Consider the following 26987-nt stretch of genomic DNA (forward strand, 5'->3'; position numbering starts at 1 on the left):
AAAGCCCCCGTTGCCAAGTCCCGCCCCGAAGGCGGACCCCGCCGCGCCGCCCCGGCCCATTCCGCCGGGTCCGCCCTGGCCGCTGCCGCCACCGATGCCCCCGATGCCAAGGTCGATGTCGTCGCCCAGCGGGTAGGGGTAGCCGTACTTCTCGCGCAGCTTGCGGTAGATGTTTTCCGGCACAAGGCCCTTGATGTCGCCGCCCAGGCTGGCCGCCGCCTTGATGATGGTGGAGCTGATGTACAGCCACTGGTAGTCCGTCATCAGGAACACGGTCTGGATGTGCCGCTTGAGCTTGCGGTTCATCAGGGCCAGCTGGAATTCGTACTCGAAGTCGGACACCGCGCGCAGCCCGCGCAAAATCACGTTGGCCCCGCGCCGCTCCACGTAGTCCACCAGCAGGCCGGTGAACGGCTCCACGGTGATGGAGGGGTGCCCGGCAAACACTTCCTCGGCCATGCGCACCCGCTCGTCCAGCGAGAACAGCGGCGTCTTCGGCGTGTCGGCGGCCACGGCCACCACCACGTTGTCGAAAATCTGGCAGCCCCGGCGGATGAGGCTGACGTGGCCGTTGGTCAGCGGGTCGAAGGTGCCGGGGTAGATGGCAAGCCGCCCTACCCGTTCTCGCGCGTTGTCCATAGCACGATCCTCGTCTGTCCGTAGGTACGGTCGACAATGGGTTCCAGCGCCGCGTTCTCGCGGTCCGGGTCCAGCGGCAGGCGCGCTTCCACCTCCACGGCCACGATGGCCCCGTCGGCCAGCCAACCGTTGCGCACCGCGTTGCGCAGCGTGGGCGAAAGCTGCCCTTCGCCGTAGGGCGGGTCTATGAACACCACGTCGAAACTGGTGCGCGCCCGGCGCGCCAGCAGCTTGTTGCAGTCTTCCTGCAACACCTGCCAGCGCTCCTGGGCAATGCCCAGCGTCTGGGCGTTCTTGCGGATGAGCTCCGCCGCCTTGGGGGCGGTTTCGACAAACCACGCCTCTGCCGCGCCCCGGCTGAGCGCCTCGAAGGCCAGGCTGCCGCTGCCCGCGAACAGGTCCAGCACGCGCAGGCCGGGCCAGACCACCCCGCGCGATTCCAGCATGGAGAAGAGCGCTTCGCGCACCCTGCTCATGGCGGGCCGATAGCCCGGCCCTTCGGCCGTCTTCAGCACGCGGCCGCCGTATTCACCTGCGATGATGCGCATATCTCTCCTGAAGCATTGAAAGCTTAAACCGAGGTGCTGTCTCAAAATTAGGATTTTTGCCCGTTGGCAAGGAAAACGAGCCCGCCATGAGGGAGTGCGGCAGCCGTTAAGTGAGCGAAGCGAGCTTTATGGATGGCGACCGCAACGCGCACTCTTATCGTATTCGACCGATATGGCAGGCGAAGTTTGACGATGCCAACGGGCAAAAAGACAATTTTGAGTCTACACCTGCGAGAGCAGGCTCAATATCTCGCGATTCAGGTCGGCCACCCGGTCGCGGATGTCCACCTGTTCCACCCAGGGGCGGGTTTCCACCCCGGCCAGGCGCTGGCGCAGCAGGGCCACCTTGGCCTCGGTGTCGCCCAGCAGAAATTCCCAGTCCACGCGCGGATGGGCGCGGCTTTCGTCGGGCGCGGTCAGCATGGTGCGGCCCGGCTTCAGCGTCACCTCTTCCATGTAGGTGGGCACGTGCACGGTAAGACCGTAGCGTTCGTGCAGCTTTTCCGAAAGGGTGGTCTGGGCCTTTTCTTCGCCGTGCACCAGAAACACTTCCATGTCCTTGTGCTGGAAGGCCCCCACCCAGTCGAGCAGGTGGCTTTGCCCGGCGTGGGCGGAAAAGCCGCCGATGGTGAACACTTTGGCGTTCACCGCCACGTCTTCGTTGAACAGCCGGATGGTCTGCGCGCCGTCCACGATCTTGCGGCCCGGCGTGCCCACGCCCTGGTAGCCCACGAACACGATGGCCGCCCCCTGCCGCCACAGGTTGTGGCGCAGGTGGTGCTTGATGCGGCCCGCGTTGCACATGCCGCTGGCCGAAATGATGACCGCCGGGCCTTTCATGCCGTTCAGCGCCTGCGATTCCTGGCTGTTCAGGGTGTAGCGCAGGTTGGGCAGGGACAGCGGGTCTTCTCCGCGCGCGTAGGCGGCCTTCAGGTCTTCATCGTAGAAGCGCGGGTGCTTGCGAAAGATTTCCGTGGCGCGGATGGCCAGGGGGCTGTCGATGTACACCGGCATGTCGGCGGGCAGTTTGCCGTCCTGCCACAGCATATGCAGGGTGTACAACACCTGCTGGGTGCGCTCCACGGCAAAGGCGGGAATGATCACCTTTTCGCCGTGGCCGTAGCTGTAAGCGATGGCTTGCGCCAGTTCGGCCCGGCTGTTCTCGGAATCCTTGTGGTCGCGGTCGCCGTAGGTGGATTCCATGAACAGGTAATCGGGCCGGGCGGGGTGGTCGGGGTCGTTGACGATGAGCTGGTTGGGCCGCCCCAGGTCGCCGGAAAACACCAGCCGGGTGGGCGTGCCGTTTTCCGTCACCTCTATTTCAAGGAACGCGGACCCCAAAATGTGCCCGGCGTCCTTGTAGGTAACGCGAATGCCCGGCGCGGGCTCGAACGGGGCGTTGTATTCCACGGGGCGCAGCTTGCGCACGGCGCTCTGCGCGTCGGCCATGGTGTACAGCGGCTCCACCGGCTTGCGCCTGCCGAAGCGGCTTTGCTTGCGGGTTTCCCACTCCGCTTCCATTTCCTGGATGTGGGCGGAATCCTGCAACATGATGTCCATCAGGTCGCGCGTGGGCGGGGTGCAGTAGATGTCGCCCTTGAAGCCTTCACGCGTCATGCGCGGCAGAAGGCCGGTGTGGTCGATGTGGGCGTGGGTGACGAGAAAGAAGGCGATGTCGCCGGGGCGGTAGATGTCCGTATTCTCGTTGCGCTTGTCGATTTCGGAGTTGCCCTGGTGCATGCCGCAGTCGACCGCGAAGCGGGTGCCGTTGGCTTCCAGCATGTAGCACGAGCCGGTAACGGTCTGCGCGGCTCCCAGAAACTGTATGTTCATGCGTTCCCCTTGTTCCGGTGAGGGTGAAGTGGCGCGGATGCGGACGGACAGGACGGATGGGCCAGCAGCGCCGGGATGGGGGCCACGCCCGGTCATGGGGGCGCCCCGTGGCGCCCGCGGGCGATTGTCGGCCGGTCATGCCAGGAAGGCTCCGGCCGCCCGTTCACGAACCCCGCGAACGATTTCCGGGCGTTGCGCGGGCTGCGCGGAATCCGTATAGTGCGCAAAACTCAAGGAGTGCGCAATGGGTTCTTCCAAGCAGTACGTGATTGACAACCTGTCCATAAAGGAGTCGTGGCGGCTCTTCAAGATAATGGCCGAACTGGTGGACGGCTTCGACACGCTGAGCGACCTGGACCGCTGCGTGTCCATCTTCGGGTCTGCGCGGGTGAAGCCGGACAGCCCCCTGTACGCGGAAACGGAAACCATTGCCCGCAAACTGGTGGAGGCCGGGTACGGCGTCATCACCGGCGGCGGCCCCGGCCTGATGGAAGCAGGCAACAAGGGCGCTGCCGAAGCGGGCGGCACGTCCGTGGGGCTGCACATCCACCTGCCCATGGAACAGGGCGCCAACAAATTCGTGAAGACGCGCTGCGACTTCCGCTACTTCTTCGTGCGCAAGCTGATGTTCATCAAGTACGCCATGGCCTACGTGGTCATGCCCGGCGGCGTGGGCACGCTGGACGAACTGACCGAGGCCTTCGTGCTGACGCAGACCCACCGCATCAAGCCGTTCCCCATCATCCTGTACAAGAGCGACTACTGGAACGGCCTGCTGGACTGGATTCGCGACAAGATGGTGTCGTACGACTTCATCCGCGAAGAGGAAATGGAACTCTTCACCGTGCTGGACACCCCCGAGCAGGTGGTGGCGTACATAAAGAAGCACGTGATCATCTAGGGGCGGTCGGCGGGGCTTTACTGCCTTCGCCGCGCCGCAGACGTAACCGACACCGGCCCGGCCACCAGACGGCAACCGGGCCGGATATTTTTCGGAGCAGTATCGTGACGGACGACGCCTTCATCCTGCCGCCCTACGCCCTGCGCGGCCCGGCTGGCCCCGTGCCCCCCGCCCCGCCCGGCTGGACGTGGGACGCGCTGATGGATGCCGCCCTTGCGCAGGCCCGCAAGGCAGCGGCCCTTGGCGAGGTGCCCGTGGGCGCGGTGGTGGTGGACCGGCAGGGGCGCATCATCGGTGCGGGGCACAACACCCCCGTGGCCACGCACGACCCGTCCGCCCACGCGGAAATGGTGGCCCTGCGCGAAGCCTGCCGCAGCACCGGCAACTACCGGCTGGACGGCGCGGTGCTGGTGGTGACGCTGGAGCCCTGCCTGATGTGCGCCGGGGCCATGGTGCATGCCCGCGTGGCGGGCGTGGTGTACGGCGCGCCCGACCTGAAGGCCGGGGCCGTCACCTCTTGCCTGGACGCGCTGGACCAGCCCTTCCACAACCACCGGGTGTGGCATATGGGCCATGTGCGCGCGGCAGAGTGCGGGGCGCTGTTGCAGGAGTTTTTTAGAGAGCGGAGGTAGAAGCCCGGACCGCCCACTGGGGGCTTGCTTTCCTTCCCGAAATTTCCTAAAAGGTCACTCCGCCACGGGCAAGCCCCGGTTGGCAACGCGGAGAGGTAGCGAAGTGGCCGTAACGCGCTCGACTCGAAATCGAGTTATCGGTTAGTAGCCGGTACGTGGGTTCGAATCCCACCCTCTCCGCCATATTTCAAGGGGTTGGACACAGTCCGGCCCCTTCTTTCGTTATGATGCCAGCCAGTGGGAACGAGGACACTTACGCCCTTCTCCACCAGAAATACCAGCCGGAGCCAGCATGAACGTCTTCCACCTTGCACCGCACGACCTTCTCGAAGAAGGGGCCATTCCCACCACCTCCAAGGGCATGGACAAAGAGGATGAGCACGCCCTGTGCGCCTTCGTGGAGGTGCGGCGGGAGGCGGACTACAGCCTGTACGTCCAGTGCTTCGCGGACAGGCCGGGCACGCGCGGGGTCATTCCCGCCACATGCAAGAGCGGCAGCGCCGCGTGGACGGCGGGTGACAGCCGCTACCTCACCAACCGCGTATGGATTTTCACCGACGCCATGCGCGCCAACGCCATGGGCAGTGCTGGCGCAGGTCAGGGGGACGGCGCGGGTCACGACGACGGCGCACAACAGGCCGAAGCCCCCAAGCCCGATGCCGTTACCGCCAAGGGCATTCAGGCCATCGCCAAGGAATGCGCGGAAGCCCTGAAAAAGGCGCGCCGCCTGGCCGACTACCACGGCTTCGGCGAGGACATGGAAGACGAGGATCTGGACTAAACGCAAGCGACCCCACCCATATCACGCAGCAAGGCCCCCGGCATGACACCGGGGGCCTTGTTCATGGCAATCCATGGCAGAGACGGGCAAGTCTGGCGTGAAGTCATCCCTGCGTCCGTCACCGGCCCAGGTCGGAAGGCGCTGGCAACTGCTTTCCTTCCGCCTCCCTACCCCGTCCTGCACAACCCTACGCCGCCCTGCGCACCATCATGCCACCTTACACGACCGGGGCCAGCACGCCCGCCGCCGCCAGTTCGCGCACCACGGGGATGCACTCGTCGGCGGGCACGCCGATGCGGCCGGCAATATCCACCAGATCCAGCGTGCCGTCGGCATAGGCCAGAAAGTCGATGATGATGTTCACCTTGTTGCCGTAACCGTTCTTCACCGACGTGGTGGGGTACAGCCCACGCTTGCCTAGTTGCGGCTCGCACAGGCAGGTGGCGCGCCAGGTGCGGTTGTTCTCGATGATCTCCAGGCACCGCGCCAGCGTGGTGAACGAATTGGCCAGCCCCGCCGGAGAAACCACGGAAAGGTCGTCCAGCGAGGTGTGGTACTCGGGGTAGTGGCGGTACAGGCTGCGGGCGAAGGGAATCACCGGCAGGTCCACGCCGGGGCTGTTGTACTGGCGTTCGTCGCTGGCCCGATCGAGAAAGGTGTAGCGCGTGTAGTCCGGGTGGTACGCGCCCAGCACGTGGCGCGAAACGCGGTCCGTCAGGGTGTTGCCCTGGCGCGAGGGCAGGTACGACCAGCCCCGGTCGTCGCCCACGCAGCTCAGCACGTACCCGGCCACCACGTTGCGCTGCATCTCGGCCAGGTGCTGGCTGAGATACCAGATGGTGCCGATGGTTTCCGGCACGAACACCAGCAGGTACGACAGCTCGCGGTCGCGCTGCATCAGGTGGCGGGCCATGGCCGTCTGCAGCACCGGGCCGGAAAGCTCGTTGTTGGCCATGGAGGGATGGCACACGTAGGTGGAAAGCACCACCGTCTTCTCCGAGCGGCCGGGCAGGAACAGGTCCGCGCAGGTCATGTGGCCGGGGGCCAGGGTGGAATCCACTTTCACCCGGAACGGGCCGGGGCCCAGGGAATCGCGCCTTTCATGGGCGATGCAGAAGCCCCAGGTGCGCTTGTAATACGAGGTGACGTAGGGAATGGCGTCGGGCTGGTCGGGCAGCGAGTAGAGCCGGGCGTCCAGTTCCTCTCGCGTCACCACGGCGTCCACCGGTTCGGAATAGCCCACCAGGTGCAGGTTGCTGGCCTTGAAGTCGATCAGCCGGTTGCCCTGCATGTCGGCCACGTAGGCGTCACGCACGTTCCATTCGTCGGGAACGGTCCAGTCGAAGCAGCGGGTGCCGGTGGGCACCTCGTGCAGGCGCAGCCCCGGCATCAGGCCGCCGAGATAGCGCAGGGTCTCGCGCACCCCGTCGCCGGTAAGGCTTCTACAGATGGGAAAAAGGTCCGCCATCCAACGGTACATGTCCTGCCCGAGACGATCTGCGTCCATACCCTTCCTTCGGACCATGCGACGACCGACCGACGCGCAGCGCGCGTCCGCCCGGACCGCAAGGTCGATGCGCCTTTGAAAGGCCCCCGCCCTGCGCCGTGCCCGTCTGCGCGGGAACGATGCGGGCATGCCAGATGATGCATCCCCGCCGCGCCGGGCAACCCCTTGCCGGTGCGGCGGCCCGCCATTCACGGCAGGCCGGAGGACGCGCAAAACGGACGCCCGGCACTGCACGGGCGTCTTCCGCCGCCAATGGTGGCGCGGCGGAAGGCTTTTCTACTGCACGGATGAAACGTGTTCAAGCGACAGGAATGTTGCGAAACAGCCGCATTGTCTCAACATAGCCATGCGACAGGAAAAAATATTCATGCATCGTTTGGACATGCGCATGCCCGCCATTGTTCCACCGCTGTGTGAAACATATGGGACATACGACGGATCCGAAATCGCCACTCCACATGGGGCGGGTAACGGCGGCGGAACCATCGCGCCCCGCGCGCGCCACGTTGCACGGTGGGAACTGCGCGGCCACCCGCGATCACGGGCATGCGGCAGCGCGGGCGCAGCGTGCCGCACGCCGCCTCGCCGCTGGCGACGCATGGCGGTGGTGCGCGCCAACCCGCGCCGCCGTGCCGCATTTCAACGCACCCCGTGACTACGGCGTGCCGCGCGGGAGAATTCATGTTCCCGCGCCTTGCCGTAACCGGACCTCCGGTGTAGGCTGCGTTCCGCCGCGACAACAGGTGTGGCAACGCGGCGCACGACAACACTTTCATCACGGCGACACATCTTCGCATGAAGCACACAGACGTCGAACCCGTCACCGCCAAACGCCCCGCCCCCTGGAAGAAGCACCTGCGCTCCCTGGGCTCGGTGGCAGTCTTCGCCATCTTCTGCGGGGCCGTGTGGCTGCTGTACAACGAAGTCAGCAAGTACCACATCGACGAAATCCGCGAGAGCATGCGCCAGATGCCCGTGAGCAGCCTTGTGGCGTCCCTTGTGCTGATGGTGTTCAACTATCTGGTGCTGGTGGGGTACGACGCGCTGGCCCTGCGCGCCATCAACAAGCCGCTGTCCATGGCCCGCACCGCCCTCGTCTCGTTCGTGGGCTGCGTGACCAGCTACAACTTCGGGGCGCTGCTGGGCGGCAGTTCGGTGCGCTACCGGTTCTATTCGGCGTGGGGCTTTTCGGTGGTCGACGTGGTGCGCCTGGTGGTCATGCTGGCCATCACCTTCTGGGTGGGCGCGCTGGGCGTGGCCGGGGCGGTGTTCATCATCCAGCCGCTGCCGGTGCCGCCTTCGCTGGACATTCCCCTGCGCGACGTGCGCCTGCTGGGTGTGGTGCTGCTGGCGCTGACCGTCGGCTACCACATCCTGACCCTGGTGGCGAAGCACCCCATCCGCGTGATGGGCAAGGAATTCGCGCTGCCGCCGTTCCGGCTTGCCATCATGCAGACCCTGGTGGCCGGGTTGGACCTGGTGGTGGCGGCGGGCTGCCTGTACGTGCTCATGCCCGCCGACCTCGGGCTCGACTTCATCCAGTTCCTTTCCGTGTACCTGATGGCCGTGGTGGCCGTGGTGCTCAGCCACGTGCCTGGCGGCGCGGGCGTGTTCGAGCTGGTCATCCTCAGCCTGTCGCACACCCATTCGCCGCAGACGGTCATCGCCGCGCTGATCTGCTTCCGGTTCATCTACTACCTGCTGCCGCTGCTGTTCGCCGCGGTGCTGCTGGGCGGGCACGAACTGCACCTGCGCCGCCACGAGGCGGAACGGATTCTGGACGAGGCGGGCCGCTGGACCGACGCCCTGTCGCATACCCTGATGGCGTACCTGGCCTTCGCCGCCGGGCTGATCCTGCTGTTCTCCAGCGCCATTCCCCTGGCGGCGGACAGCCGCGCCGTGCTTGCGGCCAGCGTGCCGCTGTGGGCCATGGAATCAGCCCACTTCATGGGCGGTGTGGCGGGCGTTGGCCTGCTGCTGCTTTCACGCGGGCTGCAACGCCGCCTGGCCTCGGCCTGGCGGCTGGTGACGGCGCTGGTGGTGCTGGGCATCGCCAGTTGCGTGCTGAAGGGGCTGGACTGGCAGGAAGCCATATTGCTGGCGTTGGTGCTGGCGTCGCTGTGCGTGACCCGGCGGCGCTTCTTCCGCCGCACCTCGCTGCTGCGCGAACGGTTCACCATGCGCTGGCTGGTGGCCGTGCTGCTGGTGGTGGGCTGTGCCCTGCTGCTGGGGCTGTTCGTGCATGCGCGCGTGCCCTACGCCCACGACCTGTGGTGGACCTTCGCGGCAGACAACGACGCCGCGCGCCTGCTGCGCGCCTTTGGCGGCATCGCAATGGTGCTGGCCGTGTTCCTGGTGCGGCGGATGGCCTTTCCGCTGCACGGGCGGCTGGGCGATTTCACGGCGGCCCGGCGCGAGCGCTTCCGCCGCATCTACAGGGCGGCCCAACGCATCCGCGAAAACGCCCTGCGCCGCAAGAAGCCCGGCGATGCCGGGCCGCAGGACGACACGAAACAAGCGGGCGGCGACTAGCCACCCTGGCCTGCCCTGGCATCCCCCCGCCCACGCATTTTTCTGACCCGCCATGCAAACGAGGCGAAACCGCAACGCGGTTTCGCCTCGTATCGTTTCCGCACGACGCAGCACAGGGTACGGCCCTTGCGCGGCCCTAACGAATGGACAGCAACACCTCGTCGCGGCCATCGCGCTCGCGCAGCAGCACGTCCACCTGCTCGTTGCGGCCGGTGTTCACGGCGCGGCCCACGTAGTCCGCATGAATGGGCAGTTCGCGATGCCCACGGTCCACCAGCACCAGCAGCTCCACGCGCCGGGGGCGGCCGTAGTCCAGCAGGGCCTCGAGCGCGGCGCGGATGGTGCGCCCGGTGAACAGCACGTCGTCCACCAGCAGCACGTCGCGGCCATCCAGGTCCACGGGAATGTCCGACGGCCCGATGGCCGGCTTGGCGGACAGGGTGGTCCAGTCGTCGCGATACAGGTTGATGTCCAGCGCGCCAGAGGGCAGCGCGCAGCCGAGGCGCTCGGCGATGACGCGCCCGAGGCGCACGGCGATGTCCGCCCCGCGCCGCTGGATGCCCACGAGCACGAGGCCCGCGCAGTCGCCATGGCGCTCCAGCACCTGATAGGCCAGACGCTCCAGCGCGCGGCGCATTTCTTCTTCGGTCAGCAGAATGGTCTGTTCCATCGGGGGTATCCATCCGGTGGGAATTCGTAGATATCTTCATCACTAACCGGTTTCCGTCCGCTTGGCAAACCGCCGGGGCGGCACCCGGCGACGCACCGGGCAAACCTGCCCCCGGAACCGCCCCGCAGCCCGGCCCAATCCCGACCCATCCCGGCACAGTAACGGCGCGGTCATGCCGTTGGCCTTTTTGCCGGTTCTGCGGTAGGGTATGCCCCAACGTCGCCACAGGCCGCAAGGAAACGGACATGATCACCCTTGAAGACGGCGCGCGGGGCATTCTCGACGAATACTTTTCCGAGAATCCCAAGAGCGCCATTCGCATCTACATATCGCCGCGCGGCAGCCGGGGGCCGCACCTCGTGCTGGGCCCCGACGAACCCAACGAACGCGACCACGTGCTGGAAGTGGACGGCTACACCTTCTGCATCAGCCAGCGGCTGGCCCACCAGGTGGGTGCCGTGCGCGTGCGGGCGCGCAACGCCGGGTTCGAGGTGATTTGCGAACGGCCCCTTACCGCCATGCGCTCCAGCGAGGCATCCTGACGCTTCCTGGTGACTCCGACGCATCCTGGCGGCAGCCTGCTGACCAGCATCACCCATCAGCCTCGCGCTCCGAAACAGTTTCCCCCCCCCTCGACGTTCCCTGACAAGATGCCCTGACGCCCTGTGCAAGGCCCCCCTGCACCATTCGCAGGCGCCCATCCCGGGCGCCATCCCTCCGCCAGCCCGCCTCGCGCGACGCCTGGCGGCGACAGGCAGCGTCAGGCAGCGTCAGGCAGCGTCAGGCATCAACGGGGCAATGGGGCGCCCCTCCGTCCTCCCCAGACCAGCAACCCAGCACGCATCCATGAATCCAGCGGGTTACGTTACCCCTCACGCGTCCTGCCGCCGCATGCCATAGACTGTCGCTATAGGGTCGTGGCCGACACATTGACAAACACCCCACGGGTACGTACTTGTTGCTCTCCGTACATCCAACAGTGGAGGACACATGTTCGAACTCACCGAAAACGCCCGCAAAGAGCTTGATGCCTACTTTGCGGACAAGCAGAAGAACCCCATCCGGGTCTACCTCGCCCCCGGCGGCTGAAGCGGTCCCCGGCTGGCCCTGGCTCTGGATGAGCCTAACGATACCGACAAAGTCTTCGAGGAAGGCGGCTTCACCTTCTGCGTGAACTCCGAACTTCTTGCCATGGCGGAATCCATCCGCATTGATATCAGCTACATGGGCTTCTCCGTGGAATCCGGCAAGCCGCTCGGCGGCGGCAGCAGTTGCGGCGGTTGCGGCAGCGCCGGTTCCTGCGGTTCGTAGCCCGCCCTGTTCTCATAATGCTCAACGGCCCTCCTCGCGGAGGGCCGTTTCCTTTTGTTCTGCAGGGGGAGATGGCCCGGCGAACGGCGACGCCCCCGGAGCGCCGGCCCCTGCCGCGCCGCCCCATGCGCCGCCCCATGTGAGCCCAAGACGCGGACAGTCGGACGCGCGCGGAACCCGCCCGCCATCGAGCTTGACGCACCACGGGGTCGCGGGCATTCTCGCGCATCATTCACGCGGGAGCGCCATCGGAGCCATCATGACCTTCAAGGAAACCGTCATCCTCGCCATCAAGCTTGCCCACCGGCAGCAGCAGGAACTGGTCGTCGGCCGCGAAGACGGGCGCTGGGAGATCGTGCCCATCACCGACGCCCGTTCCGACCAGTTGCGCCCCAGCGTCATCGTAACCGGCTCGGGGCTGAAATACCCGGAACACGAAGACCTGTACGCCCGGCTGGTGTCCGAGGGGGCTTGAGCGCGCATCGTCCGTGACGCCCGCCAGCGGATGCCTTGTCCTTCGCCAAATGCAACGCATGACGGCCCGCGCCCCGGAAAAATGGGCGCGGGCCGTCATGTCTTCAAATCACCCCGTAGCGCCAAGGCGGCACGGGCTCAAACATCAACGCCCGGCGGACCGGCCCCCAACGGGTAAACGACCATTCATCCGCCTAGCGCTTGACGTTGGTGGCGATCCATCCCGCGAAGGCGTTCATGAACTTGCCGCCGAACTCGCGCGTGGAGGCGTCGGTCAGCGCGCCATCGGGGCCAAACAGCTTGTCCGCGCCGCCGATGTACGCTTCCGGCTGCTGCAACGGGGGCATGTTCAGGAACACCAGCGACTGGCGCAGATGATGGTTGGCCCCGAAGCCGCCGATGGCCCCCGGCGACACGCTGACGATGGCGGCGGGCTTGCCGTTCCACACGCTGCTGCCGTAGGGGCGCGACCCCACGTCCAGGGCGTTCTTGATGGTGGCGGGCATGGAGCGGTTGTATTCCGGCGTCAGGAACAGCACGGCGTCCACGCCCTTGATGGCCTTGCGAAAATCCGACCACGCGGCGGGCGGGGTTCCTTCGTCGTCCAGATCCTGATTGTACAGCGGCAGGCCGCCCACCTCGACGAATTCGAAACGCAGCGCGGGCGGGGCCAGTTCGGTCAGGGCCCTGGCCATCTTGCGGTTCAGGGAATCCTTGCGCAGGCTGCCCACGATGACGGCGACGGTGAATATGGTGCTCATGGTGTCTCTCCTGTGGTTTCGGGTATCGCCGAGGCCCGGCGGGCGCGACCGCCCGGGGAGAAACGACGTTACCGATAGAATACTACCTTGAGCACGCCGGGGCAACGCCCGCTCACGTTTTTTCATGTTTCTCCCGTCACGCAGCAAAAGGGCCGCCCCTTGCGGAGCGGCCCTTCGTCGATCATGGAATGCGAATGAGGCTGACGGCTACTTCTTGTGCAGCCAGGGCATCATGCCGCGCAGCTTGGCGCCCACCTTCTCGATCTGGTGGTCGGCCTCGATGCGGCGGGTGGCCTTGAAGCCGGGGTACCCGGCCTTGGCCTCGAGGATGAAGTTGCGGGCGAAGGTGCCTTCCTGGATTTCCTGGAGCACCTTCTTCATTTCCTTCTTCGTTTCCTCGGTCACGACGCGACGGCCGGTGACGTAGTCGCCGTATTCCGCGGTGTCGCTGATGGAGTAGCGCATCTTGGCAAGGCCGCCCTCGTAGATGAGGTCGACGATGAGCTTCACTTCATGCAGGCACTCGAAGTAGGCGATTTCGGGCTGGTAGCCCGCTTCGACCAGGGTTTCGAAACCGGCCTTGATGAGCGACGAAAGACCGCCGCACAGCACCGCCTGTTCACCGAACAGGTCGGTCTCGGTTTCTTCCTTGAAGGTAGTTTCGATGACGCCGGAACGCGCACCGCCAACGCCCTTGGCATACGCCAGAGCCTTCTCCATGGCCTTGCCGGTCGCATCTTGGTGGATGGCGACGAGGCAGGGGACGCCGCCCCCCTCGGTGTAGGTGCGGCGAACGAGATGGCCCGGCCCCTTGGGGGCGATCATGAACACGTCGACGTCTTTCGGGGGCTCGATCTGGCCGAAGTGGATGTTGAACCCGTGGGCGAACAGCAGCGCGTCGCCCGGCTTCAGGTTCGGCTTGATTTCCGCTTCGTAGACCGCGGCCTGTACCTGGTCGGGGAGTAGGATCATGATGAGGTCGGCCTTGGCTGCGGCCTCGGCCACGGGTAGCGGCGCGAAGCCGTGTTCCTTGGCGAGTTCGTAGTTGGCCCCGCCGGGACGCTGCCCGACGACGACGTTGATCCCGGAGTCGCGCAGGTTCTGAGCGTGCGCGTGGCCCTGGCTGCCGTAGCCGATGATGGCCACGGTCTTGTCCTTCAGGACCTCCAGTGTCGCATCCTGTTCATAATAGACCTTCATCATCTACTCCCTGCCGCACACGGGTGCGGCGTCCTCGAATGACGGTTGCGGTGTATGAAGACCCCGCCCGGCCCCGGAAGACCCCCCGGAGACCCTGCGGGTTTGCCACCGTAGACAGCGAAAGCGCTGCCGCAATGGATTGCGATACCGGATTCGGCGGCGGAACGCTACCCCCCAGGGAGGGCTGTGGCGCGCCGGGTTGAATATTTATTCAATCAGCGCCGCGTTTCCCCTGCCTTGCAAGGCGCGCGGCGGAAGGCGGTGTACCGCCCGCCGCCGCGCGTGAAGATTGCGGCTGGTTCCGGCGCATTGGCGCCGTCACCCGGCACCGGCAAGCGCTACGCCGATTCGGGCTGCATGGACCGCCGCATGGCCACGGTGCCGGTGCGGGCGATTTCCTTGATGCCGAAACGGGCCAGCAGGCTCAAAATGGCCTGGACCTTGCCGTGGTCGCCGGTGGCTTCCAGGGTCAGGTCGTTCAGGCTCACGTCCACCACCTTGCAGCGGAAGATGTCGGCAATGCGCAGCACCTCCGCCCGGCGGGCGTCGTCGGCCTGCACCTTGACCATCATCATCTCGCGCTCCACGGCGGAAACGTCGATGAAGTCCACCACCTTGATGACCGTCACGAGCTTGCGCAGCTGCTTGACGATCTGCTCGATGATCTGTTCTTCGCCGCTGGTGGTGATGGTCATGAGCGAAACGCCCTCTTCCAGCGTGGGGGCCACGTTCAGCGATTCGATGTTGAAGCCGCGTCCGCTGAACAGCCCCGCCACCCGGGACAGCACGCCCGGTTCGTTCTCCACGAGAACGGAAAGCACATGTCGCATGGGCTGCCCTCCCTACACCAGCAGCATTTCGTCAAGGGCCGCGCCTGCGGGCACCATGGGGTACACGTTCTCCTCGCGCTCCACGCGCACGTCGATGACGGCGGTGTTGGGCGAGGCGAAGGCCGTGCGCAGCGTCGATTCAAGCTCGCCGGGGTCGGTGATGCGGTAGCCTTCGGCCCCGTAGGCCTCGGCCAGCTTCACGAAGTCGGGCTGCGCCTCCATGCAGGTGGAGCAGTAGTTGCGCTGGTAGAACAGTTCCTGCCACTGGCGCACCATGCCGAGGTAGCCGTTGTTCAGGATCACGATCTTGATGGGCAGCTTGTTGCAGACGGCGGTGGCCAGCTCCTGGATGTTCATCTGGATGGAGCCGTCGCCCGCCATGTCGATGACCAGCTTGTCCGGAAAGGCGAACTGCGCCCCGATGGCGGCCGGAAAGCCGTAGCCCATGGTGCCGAGCCCGCCCGAGGTAAGCAGCGTGCGCGGCTTGCGGAAGGTGAAGAACTGGGCCGTCCACATCTGGTTCTGGCCCACCTCGGTGGTGACGATGGCGTCACCCTTGGTGATGGAGAAGATGGTTTCCACCACCTGCTGCGGCTTGATGGAGCCGTTCTTCACGTAGGTCAGAGGCTGTTCGGTGCGCCAGGCGGAAACCTGGGCCAGCCACGGCTCGTGCGCCGTGGCCCAGTCCTTTTCGGCCAGGCGGGTGGTGGCTATCTCGCGGATGCCCGCCAGCGCCTTGCGGCAGTCGCCCACCACGGGAATGTCCACCCGCACGTTCTTGCGGATGGACGTGGGGTCGATGTCGATGTGGATGATGCGCGCGCCCGAGGCAAAGGCGGAAAGGCGGCCGGTCACCCGGTCGTCGAAGCGTGCGCCCACGGCCACGATGCAGTCGGCGTTGTTCACCGCCTTGTTGCCCGCGTAAGTGCCGTGCATGCCGATCATGCCCAGCCACAGCGGGTCGTCGCCCGGAAAGGCGCCAAGGCCCATCAGGGTCGAGGTAACGGGAATGCTCAAGGTGCGGGCCAGCCAGCCAAGCTCCTCGCTGGCGTCGGACATGACCACGCCGCCCCCCGCGAAGAACAGCGGGCGCTTGGCCTCCAGCAGGGCTTCCACCGCGCGGCGCAGCTGGTTCAGGTTGGGCCGGTAGGTGGGGTTGTAGCTGCGCAGCTTGACGTCCTCGGGCCAGACGAATTCGGTCTTGGCCTGCATGACGTCTTTCGGCAAGTCGACAAGAACGGGACCCGGCCTGCCGGAGCGGGCCAGATAAAAGGCCTGCCGGAGCACGCGGGCCAGGTCGCGCACGTCCTTCACCAGATAGTTGTGCTTGGTGCACGGGCGGGTGATGCCGACGATGTCCACTTCCTGGAAGGCGTCGTTGCCGATGAGGGGGGTGGGTACCTGCCCCGTCAGCACGACCATGGGAATGGAGTCGGCGTAGGCCGTGGCGATGCCTGTGACGGTGTTGGTGGCGCCGGGCCCCGAAGTGACCAGACAGACGCCCACCTTGCCCGACGCGCGGGCCAGACCGTCGGCGGCGTGCACCGCCGCCTGTTCGTGCCGGACCAATACATGCCGGATGTCGTGCCGCGGCAGCTCGTCATAAATGTCTATGACGGCCCCGCCGGGATAGCCGAACAACACGTCGACACCTTCCCGTTTCAGGCACTCCAGCAGAATCCGGGCCCCGTTCAGTTCCATCTAGCCCTCCAGGGAGCGGTACCGGTCCAGTATGGCGTGGAGCCGGGTCTTTCCGTCGAGTTTCTGTTTCTTCAGTTCCTTGGCCTGCTTTTCTTCGGCGGGGGTCAGGAACGACTTGGCTTCAATCTTCTCCAACTGCTTCTCGAACAGAATATGCTCGTCCCATAGCGCCTTCAGTTCGGGATCCGTGGCGGCGTACTTTTCGATGAGCGCGTTGTCTTTCGGTTCCATGGAACTTTCTCCTCTGGCGTTGAGGGTTGCTATTTCCCACATGTGCCAAGCAGGCCCCAGCTGGGCTCCACATCCGATTCGACGATCAATTTCTTCAACCGGCTCGTGTGGCCGGATACGATGCGCACGCGGTTGCGGCGCATGCCCAGCGCGGAAGCCACGAAATCCTCGAGCGCCTTGTTGGCCTTGTTGTCAACGGCGGGCGCGGCCAGGCGCACCTTCAGCCGTCCGTCTGCGGTGCCTTCGCACGCGCTCTTGCGCGCTCCGGGCACCGCCCGCACCAGCACCGCCCATTGCCCCTCACCGACGGGGGCCGCCCATTCGGGGCGGCCGGAATCAGGCCGGTCCACCCTTCTGCCGCCCGGCGATGCGCGCGGCCGCGGCCTCCAGCGCCTCGTCGTCCTCGCGGCTCATGTCCAGCATGCGCAGGTGCTGCTCCACCACGGCACGCACCTTCATCTCGAACTGCGCCTTCACCTTGCGGGCTTCGGCAATGTCCTCCTGAATGCGCGCAAGGCGGAGCTGCCCCTGATTGATGAGGTTCTCCGCCTTGGAATGGGCAGCGTCGATGATCAGCTGCGCCTCCCTTTGGGCACTTGCCTTGAGGTCGGCGGTAACCCTTTGGGTGGTCATCAACGTATCGCGCAACGTTGATTCCCGCTCCCTGAATTCTGCCAGGCGCGCCTCGAGCTGGGCCACCTGCCCGGCCAGCGCAGCCTTTTCCTCGCTCAATCGGCCAATGGTATCCGCAGCCTCCTGCATCAACCTGTCCACTTCTTCGGTGGCGTAGCCCCGCAGGGACTTGGAAAAGCTGTGGTTCAGCAGATCTATGCGGCTCACGGACATGTGACGCCCCTATCGCACCGTCATGGCGAACTGGTACAGCGACTGGATGAGCACGGCGTTGATGAACTGGATGGCCAGCAACACCACCACCGGGGACAGGTCGAGCCCCCCCACGTAGGTGAACGGAATCCACTTGCGGACCCGGTAGAACACAGGTTCCGTCAGGTTGCGCAGAATGCGCACGATGGGATTGTAGGGATCGGGGTTGACCCACGAGAGAACCGCCGAAACGATGACGATCCAGAAATACAGGTTCAGCAGGGCATCGAGCACGCGCGCCACGCCGAAAACGAGATTCGAGAAAACGAACATGAACCCTCCGGTTAAGCGCGCCCCGGAATTGGGGGGCGACCGTAACACCGATACTTCCACTTACCCGCGACAAGAATCAAGCAAAAAGTGGTTACTCCTGCACGGGCACGCGGTAGGCGCGCCAAATGGCCGCAGCGGACGGCCCAAGGCGGACGCCCTGCTAGCGGGCGGCCCGCGGTGCGACGCGCCCGTGCCCGGCACCCCGCCCATTGCCCTGCCCCGGCATGTGCCCGCGCTCCTGCCCGCACTGCAGCCGGGCATATTCGGCCAGCACGCGGCGCAACGACCAGAAGTCGTCCAGATGCAACCGCGCGGCCAGCGCCGGGCTGCGGTACGCCCAGAAGCACACCCCCGCCATGCGGGCGGTTTCCTCGTCGGCGATGGTGTCGCCCATGAAGGCCACCTCGTCGCGGGCAAGGCCCCAGGCGTCCAGGGTGGCGCAGATGCCTTCCGGGTGGGGTTTGGCCCGCACGCGTGACGCCGTCATGACCGGGAAGAACAACTCGGTCATGCCGAAGTGGTCGAGCACGTATTCCATGGTGGTGGTGCGGTTGGTGCAGATGCCCCGGCGAAAACCGGCGTCCCGCAGCCAGCGCAAAAGCTCCATCAGGCCCGGCTCCGGCTCCAGCAGCGGCAGGATGTCGCGACGGTAGACGATGCGCTTGCGCGCCTCCGGCAGCCTGGGCATGAGCGCGGGCGGCACGATGCGCGCCAGCGACTGCCCCACCGAGGCCATGTGGGTGTAGTCCTCGTCCTGTCGCGACATGGGCGGCTGGCCCAACGCGCCGAGGATGAGGTTGTAGTACTGGATGTTGGACGAGCGCGAATCGAACAGCACGCCGTCGCAATCGAAGATGATGCCCTTGAGGCCCCTGGGAAACAGCTGCTGGATGCGATGAACCGTTGGATACACGAAAACCTCGCGAAATATCTTCCTCCAGCACAACGGATTCCGGGGCTGGAGGATATGTAGCGCCGCTGCAAGCAGATATGACACTGGCAATAGCAAACGGGGGTGCAGGGGGTCTCGCCCCCTGCCCGCCGGAGGCTTACAAAAAACCTATCCTTTCATACACTTGCCGCAACAGACAACGTCGAACACGCGATCCAGCCACGGGCGCGCGGCGTCGGGGCCGGGACGGCCCGCCACCTGCCACAGGGGCAGACGGGCGTGCACCACCAGCCTGGCCACCTTGTCGCCCCATGCAGGGCACAGGCTGGCGGCCTGCTCGGCGGATACGGGCGCGAAGGCCGCGCCGCCGTCGCGCAAAGTGGCGGAAATCTCGGCATCACAGGTGAACAGCACCGCGCCATCGGGCAAAAAGGCCCCCATGTTCTCGACGATGACCCGCCACGACGGGCCGATGATGTCCGCGCCGCTGCCGGGCAGCATGGCGGAATACGGATCGAGGGCGGGCAGTTCGCGCAGTTCCTCGTCCGTCTCCACGCCCAGGATGTCGGCCAGGCTTTCGCGGCTGCGCGAAAACTTCTCCTTCAGGGCGTCCAGTTCGCGCACCCGCTCTTCCAGGTGCCAGGCGAGAATCAGCGTCTTCTGCGCGGCAATGCGCTGGCGGCGCAGGACCTCCGCCGGGTCTTCGGATGCCGCTCCGGCCACCGCGCCGTCGGAGGCGAAGCCTTCCAGCGCGGCCAGTTCGGAGCGGCCCAGCGAAAACGGGGCCTCGTCGTGCGCGCTTTCCAGCGCGGCCACCATGGCGGCCAGGTCGCCGTGCGGGCCGGAGCCTACGTTCAGGCCGAAGTCCAGCAACTCCGCCAGGCAGGCCCGCGCTTCCGGCTCGGACAGGGGCAGCAGGGGCGAACGCCACGCCGGGATGGCGTCAGCGTCCGAGTCGCTCCGTGGCGCGGTACCGGTTACCGACGGCGCGGCGGGCAGGCCCGGCGACAGGAATTCCACCCCATCGGGCAGGCACGGGGGGGACAGTTCGCGATGCAGCAGCGGAATGTAGAGCACGGGATGTTCGGATGCGTTGTGCATGGTCACCATCGGTATGAGCTTGAAGTCATTGAAACCACAGGGGGCGTGAGCGGCGCGGCGCGCCGCTCACGCCCCCTGAAACCGTTCGCAGACGCCGCCGCAGCGGGGCAGCAACAGCACGCAGACCCCCTCGCGGAAGTGGGTGCAGTCCAGCCAGTCCGCCTCGCCCCCGCACTCGCCGTCCGTGCAGGACCGGCAGGACGGGCAGGACGGGCAGGACGGCGGCGGCGTGTAGTCCGGGCACAGCCCCCCTGGCGGCGGCATGGTGGCCAGGCGGCGCTCCCACAGCGCCGTGGCCTGCTCCGAAGACAGGTCGAAGGTCTCCGCCTGTTCGAGGAAGTGGTCATAGGCGCGGACGATGCGCTGTTCCTCGCCGCAGCGCCAGTCCTCGTTCAGGCCGGGGTTCATGGCCTCGTCCACGGCGCAGTGCCCCGCCTCGTGGAAGCGGCAATGGATGCCGGGCAGCCGCATGACGCGGCCGCCCCCACCCGGGGCCTTCATCCCGCCGCCGGGGCTGTCGCGGATCATGCCGTCTCCAGCGCGTGGGGCCAGAAGGCCATGCCGCCGTCGAGCACGTAAAGGTCGGTGGCCCCCAGGCCGCCCAGCATGCAGGCCACGCTCCACGCCGCGTCGGACGTGGCCGCCACCAGCACGATGGGGGTGAAGCGCGGCACCTCATCCTGCAACCGCTTGCGCAACTGGGTGTGGGGGATGTTGTAGGCGTCGGGCACGTGGCCCGCGCGCCAATCGGGCGTGCTGCGCAGGTCCAGGGTGAAGAACTCCGCCCCTGCCTCGCGCGAGGCGATGAATTCGTCCGGGGTGATGCCGAAGTAGCGGCCCGCAAGCTTGTTGGACAGGATGGCCGACGCGCGGCGCAGCAGTTCCCCGGCAGCGCCGGGCAGGTCGGCCTGGGCCAGGTCGGCCGCGCGCATGCCCGCGCGCAGCGCCAGCGAGGCCGCGGAAACAACGGCGGCGCACAGTTCGGGGTCGCGGCCGACCACCTGCGCGCCCAGCAGCAGGCCGCCGGATTTGGCGGCCAGCAGCTTCACGGCGTGCCCGGCGGGCAGGCCACGCCACGCACCGGTTTCGTCATCACCCTGCCCGGCTTCCCCGGCAGGGGTGGCGTACACGGAAAATTCGGCTTCCAGTTCCGCCCGGGCGCAAACGGCGGACCCAAGGCCCACGGCGGCCACGGACACGCCCGGCCCTTCGCCGTGCACCACGCCCAGAGCGGGCAGGCGGCAGGGGCAGGCGTCGATGTCACTGGCCAGGTCCGCCAGTTCGGGATCGTCCGAACCGGCCAGTTCCGCCGCCAGATCGCGCGCGGGGCAGGCCGCGACGCCGCTGGCCGGGGGGACCGCGCCGCCGCTGGCGTCGATGGATGCCAGATGGTCGGCCAAGGCGCGGATCATGCCCGGAACCTCGGAAGGCGCGGGAGCGGCCTGCTCCACGCCGCCATCCGGGGCCATGCGCTGCGCGCTCACCCCGGTGCCGAACACGTACACGCCGGGAGCGCCGGTGCGCAGGCAGCCGTCCACGTCGATGCGGCCGGTATCGTCCAGGCTGATGCCGTCCAGGGCCAGGGCCGGGTTCTGCACCACCATGGGGCTGGTCCAGATGAACAGGTCGCCTTCCACGCGCAGGTCGGAACCGTCTGGACCAACGGCCACCAGCGCGGCGAAGCCGCCGCCCTCGCCGGGCAACGCGCCCATGCGCTCGAGGGCCACGCCCGTCCAGTTCACCACGTCCACGCCGTTCCTGCGGGCTGCGCGCGCGGCGTGCCGCCACATGTCGGCGTCCACGGAATTGGCGGAATCGCTGCCCGCGCCACGGGTGCGCACCCACACCGGGGCGGCTCCGGCGGCGCGCGCCAGGCGCAGCGCCTCCAGCGCCTCGGCCCCCTGCCCCACCACCACGGCGCGGCAGGCCCCTGCGGCCACGCGTTCGGCCAGCAGCGCGTCAAGGGCGGCGGCATCCCCGCCCGGCCAGGCAAAGACGTTGGGCGCCCCGCGCAGGGCGCGGGGAATGCGCGGGGCCGCGTCGATCTCCATGGCCAGCTGGTCGTAACGCACGGACAACCGGCCACGGGAAGACCCGGTGATGACGGTCTGCCCGTCGAGGTCGATGGAAAGTTCGGCGGCGTCCAGCACGCCAACCTCACGCGCGGCCAGCAGCACGCGCGAGGCGCGCCGCCCTGCCGCGCTGGCGGAAAACGGCCCGCTGGCCTCGCCGCCCGCCTCGGGCATGATCATGTTCACCTCGCACCCCGGCAGCAGCCGTTTGACGCGCGCGGCAAGCTTGCCCGCCCCAACACCGGAACCTATGACAACGATGCGTCGCATGTATCGCTCCATTCATTGAAGTGTGCGCAACCACCTTGGAACACAAGCCATATCCCCGTGTTGCGCGCCTTGACCGGGGGGTACCCGATGTGTATATGCATGACACCACTAACGGAGGCATGCATATGTTCGGTATCGGCATTCAGGAATTGTTGGTCGTCCTCGTTCTGGTCCTGCTGGTGTTCGGGGCCAACAAGCTCCCCGAAATCGGCGGCGGGCTCGGGCGTGCCATCCGTAACTTCAAGCGGGCCACCAGCGAGCCCGATGAAATCGACATCACTCCGGGCAAGAAGAACGAAAAGATCGAAAAGGACGACAAGCAGGCATAACCGGGCCACGCGCCCGACAGGCATTTTTCCGGAACCCGGCGCGGCATGTTCCCGCCGGGTTTCTTCGTTTCCGCCCCCAGAATACACCCAGCCGTGAAGCCGCCCTGTTTTCGACTCCCGCCTGAACTGGCTGGCGAGCCTGGCCAAATTTGGATTTTCGTTCGTTGGCAAGGAAAACGAACCTGTCATGAGGGAGTATACTCTTATCGTATTCGACCGACATGGCAGGTGAAGTTTGACGAAGCCAACGGACGAAAGGACAATTTGGCCCCCGTTACTGGGAGACCTCGCGCGTAAGCTTGCGCGGCGCAAGGTATTCGTCCAGCCGCCGGTCCAGTTCCACCCGGTTCACCAACACCAGCTTCCAGGTGGCCACCAGCCCGCCGGGGCGCATGGTCACTTCCTGCAACTGCGCGCTTTGCAGGGCGCGGTCCCAGTCGTGCAAGGCCCGGTCGAAGGCTTCCACGCTGTCGGCGGTGAGCCAGCCGGAAACCCGCAGCACGGCCTGCTGGCCGGAAGCGGCCCCGGCCACCTGGCGGTGCGAGAAATACCACGCCCACAAGGTGCGCCAGACGTCGTCCACGCTGGCCCCATCGGCCGAGGTGGAACCCTCCGGCGAATCCAGGGTGCCGTACCACGCCTTGTTCTGGGGGCGCAGGGCCAGGCGGACCGAAGCCCCGGCGCGCTGCTCCACCCCGTACAGCAGTTGCAGCCTGGTCACCCGCTCGGCCACCTCGGGCGTTGCGCCCGAAAGCTGCAACACCATGGCCACCGGTTCTTCGGCGGTGTAGTACGCGCCCACTTGGCGCAGCCGCTCCTTCAGCATGTCGCGGTTCACGTCCACGTCCACGGCAAGGCGCGTGCCGCCCTGCACCTGGGTCATGCCCGCCTCGCTGTAGCCGCGCACCACCTCGCCGGTGATGGTGGCGAGGTATTCGCGCAACGCCGCGCGGCGCGCCTCGGAAAGGGGCGCGCGCAGGATGTCCAGGGCCTCGTCGGTGACGGCATTGGTGAAGGCCTCGCCCTGGGCCTGGGCGCGGGTCTTGGAGACCTGCCCCTCGCCCCACACGGCCTCGGCCCGACGGGCATGGCCCGTGGCGGCGTGGCACAGCACCAGGACCATGGCGACCAGGCCGCACAGCACCCGCCAGGACGACGCACGCACGCGCGGCGAGAACGCCGGAATCGCATGCAGGGAACGTATATGACGGGGGGACGGAGCCGCCCCGAGGCCGCCTGCGTGGGGGCCGGTACAACGGAACATCATGAATACTCCGGTGTTCTGCAAAATGGTGTCGTTCCGTGGCGTTGTAGCCGATTTCGGCCCCGAACGCCAGCGCGGGCAGGATGATGCACCCTGACGGAGGGACATGGCGGGCGGGACGCGCCGGGCTGCGCGCGAAACGGCGACGGGAAAGAAAAAAGATGGCGCGGCCGAGGCGCACGACGGTTGCCGGGTGGAAAGAGCGGAAACGGCCGCCCCCGCCGCGAAATCAATCCCGGTCCTGCCCCGCGTCCGCATCCAGAGCGCGGAAGGCCACGCCCAGATGGTCCAGCCAGATGTCCACGAAGCCGCCGTATTCGGCGGTGCCGCGCAGCACGGGCAGACACTCCATGCCCGCCGCCACGATGCGCGACCGCCACGAGTCGGGTTCGTCCCCGGCCATGTCGCGCACGGCATGCCGCCCCACCACGGAAAGCAGCGGCAGCAGCCACGCCCGGCGCACTCCGGCCGCTTCCAGGCGGGGCAGGATGTCGTCGATGGTGCAGGCCCCGTCCATGGTGCCGATGTGCACCAGCGGATCGCGCTCGCGCACCTGGGCGGAAAGCGCCTCGTAGCGCGATTCGCCCTCGTGCCACGTGCCGTGCCCCATGAACACGCAGGCGTCGCCGGGGGCGCGCTCCGGCGGCAGATGGGCCAGCAGCGCGGCCGAGGCGCGGCGGATGTCCTCGTCGGAGTCGAGCAGGGGCGCGCCCACGGTGGCCCGCTCGAACCCGCCCTGGCCGCTGCCGTCCTCTCCGGCGCAGGGCCCGCGCATGGCCTCCACGTCGGCCAGCAGGTCGGCATATTCCGCGCCGGGAATGGAGTGCAGCGACTGCACGGCGACATGGGTGTACTTTTCGAACCACATCTTGCGCAGGGCCTTCTGGACGGAATCGGTCTTCTTGCGGGCGACCGCCAGCCGGTGGCGCATGACCACCGAGGTGAACGCCCAGCGCACCGGCACGCCGGGAAACAGCGCGCGCACCCGTTCGTCGAACAGACGAAGGGTGGACTGCCCCTGCGGGGTGCCGGAGCCGAATGCGGCGAGAAGGATGCCTTTCTTCATGATGATGCGAAAACCGTGCGGGCCGCGCGCCGGGCGCGGCCGGTCAGGATGAGCGCCGGTGCGGCGGCCCGGGCGAAGCGGTGCGACACAGACGAAGCGGCGCGACACCGGGAAGCGCCATTTTGCAGGCTACCCACGACGGTAATGAATTGCAAGTTATTTCTGGACGATGCGCTCGGCGCACCAACCCCGCCGCACCATGTTGACCTAGCCCCGCCGCTGCCTGTACCATCCGCCATCCGTTCCCGGCCCGCGCGCATTGCGCCCGGCCGCAGTACCAAGCAAGACCGGAACAGGCCGCCCGCTCCGCCCCACCCGGCGTCGGCGCGGCGCGCCGCCGGGCACCACTTCCTGCACACCCGTCACCTTCACGGAGACATGATGCGCCTACTCGTCACGGGCGGTTGCGGCTTCATCGGCACCAACTTCGTCCGTCTCGTCCTTGACCGCAGCCCCGACGTCACGGTGGTCAACCTCGACAAGCTGACCTACGCGGGCAACCCGCTGAACCTCGCCGACGTGGAAAAGACCCACGGCGGCAGCCGCTATTTCTTCGAGCACGCCGACATCGCCGACGCGGACGCGGTGCGCCGCATCCTTACGCAGCACCGCATCGACGCGGTGGTCAACTTCGCGGCGGAAACCCACGTCGATCGCTCCATAGACGACCCCGCGCCCTTCGTGATCACCAACGTGCTGGGCGCGCAGACCCTGCTCACCGCCGCGCGCGAGGCCGGGGTTTCCCGCTTCGTCCACGTTTCCACCGACGAGGTGTACGGCACGCTGGGGCCTGAAGGCCGCTTCACCGAAACAACCCCGCTGGCCCCCAACAGCCCCTACTCCGCCTCCAAGGCGGCGGGCGACCTGATGGCCCGCGCCTATTTCGAAACCTACGGCTACCCGGTGGTGGTCACCCGCTGCTCCAACAACTACGGGCCGTACCAGTTCCCCGAAAAGCTCATCCCGCTGATGATCGGCCGGGCCGGGCGCGACGAGCCCCTGCCCGTGTACGGCGACGGCATGAACGTGCGCGACTGGATCCACGTGGACGACCACTGCCGGGGGGTGCTGCTGGCCCTGGAAAAGGGCCGCCCCGGCGCGGTGTACAACTTCGGCGGCGCGGCCGAGCGGCCCAACCTTGAGGTGGTGCGCGCCATCCTGCGCCTGGTGGGCAAGCCGGAAAGCCTCATCCGCTACGTCACCGACCGGCCCGGCCACGACCGCCGCTACGCCATGGACTTTTCCCTGGCCGCGCGCGAGCTTGGCTACGCGCCGGAATACGATTTCGAACGCGGCCTGGCCGAAACGGTGGCCTGGTACCGCAACAACGCGGCATGGCTTGAAAGCGTGGCCTCCGGGGCGTACAGGGAATTCATGCAACGCTGGTATGGAGAACGATTGTGAGCCCGCGTCCCAAGGCGCTGGTGCTCGGCGGCAGGACCGGGCTGCTCGGCCAGGCCCTGGTGCGCGTGCTGCGCGAATCGGGCTGGGACGCCCTGCCCACCGGGCGCGACGACGTGAACGTGCTCGATTCCGGGGCGCTGGCCTCGTTCATCGAGCGGGCCGAACCCGCCGTGATCTTCAACACCGTGGCCTGGACCCAGGTGGACCTGGCCGAAGAACGCGAGGAAGACGCCACCCGCCTCAATCGCCAGTTGCCCACGTGCCTCGCGCGCATGGTGCGGGGCACGTCCATGCACCTCGTGCACTTCAGCACCGATTTCGTGTTCAGCGGCAAGAAGGGCGCGCCCTACACGCCGGAGGACACGCCCGACCCGGCATCCGTCTACGGGGCCACCAAGCTGGCCGGTGAACAGGCCGTGCTGCAGCAGTGCCCGGACAACGCCTGCGTGGTGCGCACCTCGTGGCTGTTCGGGCCGGGCCGCCGCAACTTCGTCAAGGTCATCCTGGACATCTGCCACGACAAGGGCGAGGCCCGCGTGGTGCACGACCAGATCGGCTCGCCCACCTACACACTGGATTTGGCGGCGGGCAGCGTAAAGCTGGCCGAACTGCGGGCCACCGGCATCTTCCACGTGGCCAACGCCGGGCAGGCCAGCTGGTGCGAACTGGCGTCCGAGGCCGTGAGCCTGGCCGGGCTGCCCTGCAAGGTGCACGCGATTCCCTCGCGCGATTACCCGCAGAAGGCCCAGCGCCCGCCCTTCTCGGTGCTGGACACCTCGCGCTTCACCCAGGTTACCGGCATCACCCCGCGCCCGTGGCCGCAGGCCCTGCGCGACTATATCTTCAAGGAATGCCTGCCCGCCATGCACGACGCCTGACG

28 protein-coding genes, 1 tRNA gene and 1 pseudogene are annotated in these 26987 nt (G+C 66.9%); 11 read left to right on the top strand and 19 right to left on the bottom strand.

Annotation, left to right across the window (positions count from 1 at the left end; all coding sequences use genetic code 11):
• Nucleotides 1-108: 108 nt before the first annotated feature.
• The 3 genes and pseudogenes from coaD to RVX_RS09480 all read right to left on the bottom strand — a co-directional run.
• Nucleotides 109-639: pseudogene (gene coaD / locus RVX_RS09470) on the bottom strand (pantetheine-phosphate adenylyltransferase); the annotation flags it as partial.
• Nucleotides 615-1187 (bottom strand): 16S rRNA (guanine(966)-N(2))-methyltransferase RsmD, encoded by a 573-nt coding sequence (gene rsmD / locus RVX_RS09475; RefSeq protein ID WP_116305671.1) that lies wholly within the window; start codon nt 1185-1187, stop codon nt 615-617. The gene rsmD and the pseudogene coaD, both read right to left, overlap by 25 nt.
• A 222-nt stretch (nt 1188-1409) precedes the next feature.
• The gene (locus tag RVX_RS09480) at nt 1410-3020 is read right to left on the bottom strand and encodes an MBL fold metallo-hydrolase RNA specificity domain-containing protein (RefSeq protein ID WP_116305672.1); all 1611 of its coding nucleotides are present in this window, start codon (nt 3018-3020) and stop codon (nt 1410-1412) included.
• A gap of 244 nt (nt 3021-3264) precedes the next feature.
• Here RVX_RS09480 and RVX_RS09485 point away from each other — a divergent pair, with 244 nt between their 5' ends.
• The 4 genes from RVX_RS09485 to RVX_RS09500 all read left to right on the top strand — a co-directional run bounded on the left by RVX_RS09485 (nt 3265) and on the right by RVX_RS09500 (nt 5334).
• The gene (locus tag RVX_RS09485) at nt 3265-3921 is read left to right on the top strand and encodes a TIGR00730 family Rossman fold protein (RefSeq protein WP_116305673.1); all 657 of its coding nucleotides are present in this window, start codon (nt 3265-3267) and stop codon (nt 3919-3921) included.
• A 200-nt stretch (nt 3922-4121) separates the two neighbouring features.
• Nucleotides 4122-4553: a tRNA adenosine(34) deaminase TadA gene (gene tadA / locus RVX_RS09490; RefSeq protein ID WP_116306511.1), complete on the top strand. Its 432-nt coding sequence runs from the start codon at nt 4122-4124 to the stop codon at nt 4551-4553.
• Between the two features lie 89 nt (nt 4554-4642).
• Nucleotides 4643-4736, top strand: a tRNA-Ser gene (locus RVX_RS09495).
• A 109-nt stretch (nt 4737-4845) separates the two neighbouring features.
• Nucleotides 4846-5334: a hypothetical protein gene (locus RVX_RS09500; protein ID WP_116305674.1), complete on the top strand. Its 489-nt coding sequence runs from the start codon at nt 4846-4848 to the stop codon at nt 5332-5334.
• A gap of 217 nt (nt 5335-5551) precedes the next feature.
• On the opposite strand, the gene RVX_RS09505 is transcribed toward RVX_RS09500, so the two are convergent.
• The gene (locus tag RVX_RS09505) at nt 5552-6841 is read right to left on the bottom strand and encodes a DUF4910 domain-containing protein (protein ID WP_116305675.1); all 1290 of its coding nucleotides are present in this window, start codon (nt 6839-6841) and stop codon (nt 5552-5554) included.
• A gap of 795 nt (nt 6842-7636) precedes the next feature.
• Here RVX_RS09505 and RVX_RS09510 point away from each other — a divergent pair.
• Nucleotides 7637-9373: a lysylphosphatidylglycerol synthase domain-containing protein gene (locus RVX_RS09510; protein ID WP_116305676.1), complete on the top strand. Its 1737-nt coding sequence runs from the start codon at nt 7637-7639 to the stop codon at nt 9371-9373.
• Nucleotides 9374-9509: 136 nt separating this feature from the next.
• On the opposite strand, the gene pyrR is transcribed toward RVX_RS09510, so the two are convergent.
• Nucleotides 9510-10043: a bifunctional pyr operon transcriptional regulator/uracil phosphoribosyltransferase PyrR gene (gene pyrR / locus RVX_RS09515; protein ID WP_116305677.1), complete on the bottom strand. Its 534-nt coding sequence runs from the start codon at nt 10041-10043 to the stop codon at nt 9510-9512.
• Nucleotides 10044-10288: 245 nt separating this feature from the next.
• Here pyrR and RVX_RS09520 point away from each other — a divergent pair, with 245 nt between their 5' ends.
• The 3 genes from RVX_RS09520 to RVX_RS09530 all read left to right on the top strand — a co-directional run bounded on the left by RVX_RS09520 (nt 10289) and on the right by RVX_RS09530 (nt 11829).
• Nucleotides 10289-10585, top strand: coding sequence for an adhesin (locus tag RVX_RS09520; protein WP_116305678.1), 297 nt, complete (start codon nt 10289-10291; stop codon nt 10583-10585).
• Nucleotides 10586-11033: 448 nt separating this feature from the next.
• Nucleotides 11034-11354, top strand: coding sequence for an IscA/HesB family protein (locus RVX_RS09525; protein WP_116305679.1), 321 nt, complete (start codon nt 11034-11036; stop codon nt 11352-11354).
• Between the two features lie 259 nt (nt 11355-11613).
• Entirely contained in the window at nt 11614-11829 is a 216-nt protein-coding gene (locus RVX_RS09530) for a hypothetical protein (protein WP_116305680.1), read from the top strand.
• Nucleotides 11830-12022: 193 nt separating this feature from the next.
• On the opposite strand, the gene RVX_RS09535 is transcribed toward RVX_RS09530, so the two are convergent.
• From RVX_RS09535 to RVX_RS09590, 12 genes are all read right to left on the bottom strand, one after another.
• Complete coding sequence (locus RVX_RS09535) at nt 12023-12589, bottom strand: NADPH-dependent FMN reductase (protein ID WP_116305681.1); 567 nt, start codon at nt 12587-12589, stop codon at nt 12023-12025.
• A 207-nt stretch (nt 12590-12796) separates the two neighbouring features.
• A complete protein-coding gene (gene ilvC / locus RVX_RS09540) occupies nt 12797-13789 on the bottom strand; it encodes a ketol-acid reductoisomerase (protein ID WP_116305682.1) in 993 nt (330 codons plus the stop codon).
• A 338-nt stretch (nt 13790-14127) separates the two neighbouring features.
• Nucleotides 14128-14619, bottom strand: coding sequence for an acetolactate synthase small subunit (gene ilvN / locus RVX_RS09545; RefSeq protein ID WP_116305683.1), 492 nt, complete (start codon nt 14617-14619; stop codon nt 14128-14130).
• A 12-nt stretch (nt 14620-14631) separates the two neighbouring features.
• Nucleotides 14632-16320: a biosynthetic-type acetolactate synthase large subunit gene (ilvB, locus tag RVX_RS09550; RefSeq protein ID WP_007521183.1), complete on the bottom strand. Its 1689-nt coding sequence runs from the start codon at nt 16318-16320 to the stop codon at nt 14632-14634.
• A complete protein-coding gene (locus RVX_RS09555) occupies nt 16321-16551 on the bottom strand; it encodes a DUF465 domain-containing protein (RefSeq protein WP_116305684.1) in 231 nt (76 codons plus the stop codon).
• A 29-nt stretch (nt 16552-16580) separates the two neighbouring features.
• Nucleotides 16581-16901, bottom strand: coding sequence for a DUF167 domain-containing protein (locus RVX_RS09560; RefSeq protein ID WP_116305685.1), 321 nt, complete (start codon nt 16899-16901; stop codon nt 16581-16583).
• Nucleotides 16888-17397 (bottom strand): DivIVA domain-containing protein, encoded by a 510-nt coding sequence (locus tag RVX_RS09565; protein WP_116305686.1) that lies wholly within the window; start codon nt 17395-17397, stop codon nt 16888-16890. The genes RVX_RS09560 and RVX_RS09565 overlap by 14 nt, the downstream gene beginning before the upstream one ends.
• Before the next feature lie 9 nt (nt 17398-17406).
• The gene (locus tag RVX_RS09570; RefSeq protein ID WP_116305687.1) at nt 17407-17709 is read right to left on the bottom strand and encodes a YggT family protein; all 303 of its coding nucleotides are present in this window, start codon (nt 17707-17709) and stop codon (nt 17407-17409) included.
• Nucleotides 17710-17869: 160 nt separating this feature from the next.
• Entirely contained in the window at nt 17870-18622 is a 753-nt protein-coding gene (locus RVX_RS09575; RefSeq protein WP_116305688.1) for an HAD family hydrolase, read from the bottom strand.
• A gap of 147 nt (nt 18623-18769) precedes the next feature.
• On the bottom strand, nt 18770-19702 hold the full coding sequence (locus RVX_RS09580; protein ID WP_230404519.1) for a hypothetical protein: 933 nt from the start codon (nt 19700-19702) through the stop codon (nt 18770-18772).
• Nucleotides 19703-19768: 66 nt separating this feature from the next.
• Nucleotides 19769-20230: a hypothetical protein gene (locus tag RVX_RS09585; protein ID WP_116305690.1), complete on the bottom strand. Its 462-nt coding sequence runs from the start codon at nt 20228-20230 to the stop codon at nt 19769-19771.
• Nucleotides 20227-22044, bottom strand: coding sequence for a rhodanese-like domain-containing protein (locus tag RVX_RS09590; protein WP_116305691.1), 1818 nt, complete (start codon nt 22042-22044; stop codon nt 20227-20229). Before RVX_RS09590 ends, RVX_RS09585 begins: the two co-directional genes overlap by 4 nt.
• A 125-nt stretch (nt 22045-22169) precedes the next feature.
• On the opposite strand from RVX_RS09590, the gene RVX_RS09595 reads away from it, so the two are divergent.
• Entirely contained in the window at nt 22170-22373 is a 204-nt protein-coding gene (locus tag RVX_RS09595) for a twin-arginine translocase TatA/TatE family subunit (protein WP_043607897.1), read from the top strand.
• Nucleotides 22374-22647: 274 nt separating this feature from the next.
• Here the strand turns inward: RVX_RS09595 and RVX_RS09600 are convergent, their stop codons facing one another.
• On the bottom strand, nt 22648-23538 hold the full coding sequence (locus RVX_RS09600; protein ID WP_230404521.1) for a hypothetical protein: 891 nt from the start codon (nt 23536-23538) through the stop codon (nt 22648-22650).
• Between the two features lie 328 nt (nt 23539-23866).
• Nucleotides 23867-24703 (bottom strand): sirohydrochlorin cobaltochelatase, encoded by an 837-nt coding sequence (locus tag RVX_RS09605; protein WP_116305692.1) that lies wholly within the window; start codon nt 24701-24703, stop codon nt 23867-23869.
• A gap of 381 nt (nt 24704-25084) precedes the next feature.
• Between RVX_RS09605 and rfbB the strand changes: the two genes are divergently transcribed.
• Entirely contained in the window at nt 25085-26107 is a 1023-nt protein-coding gene (gene rfbB / locus RVX_RS09610) for a dTDP-glucose 4,6-dehydratase (protein ID WP_116305693.1), read from the top strand.
• A complete protein-coding gene (gene rfbD, locus RVX_RS09615; RefSeq protein ID WP_116305694.1) occupies nt 26104-26985 on the top strand; it encodes a dTDP-4-dehydrorhamnose reductase in 882 nt (293 codons plus the stop codon). The genes rfbB and rfbD overlap by 4 nt, the downstream gene beginning before the upstream one ends.
• Nucleotides 26986-26987: the final 2 nt, after the last annotated feature.

Source organism: Nitratidesulfovibrio sp. HK-II, from assembly GCF_003402415.2.
In the GTDB taxonomy this organism is placed as follows: Bacteria; Desulfobacterota; Desulfovibrionia; order Desulfovibrionales; family Desulfovibrionaceae; genus Cupidesulfovibrio.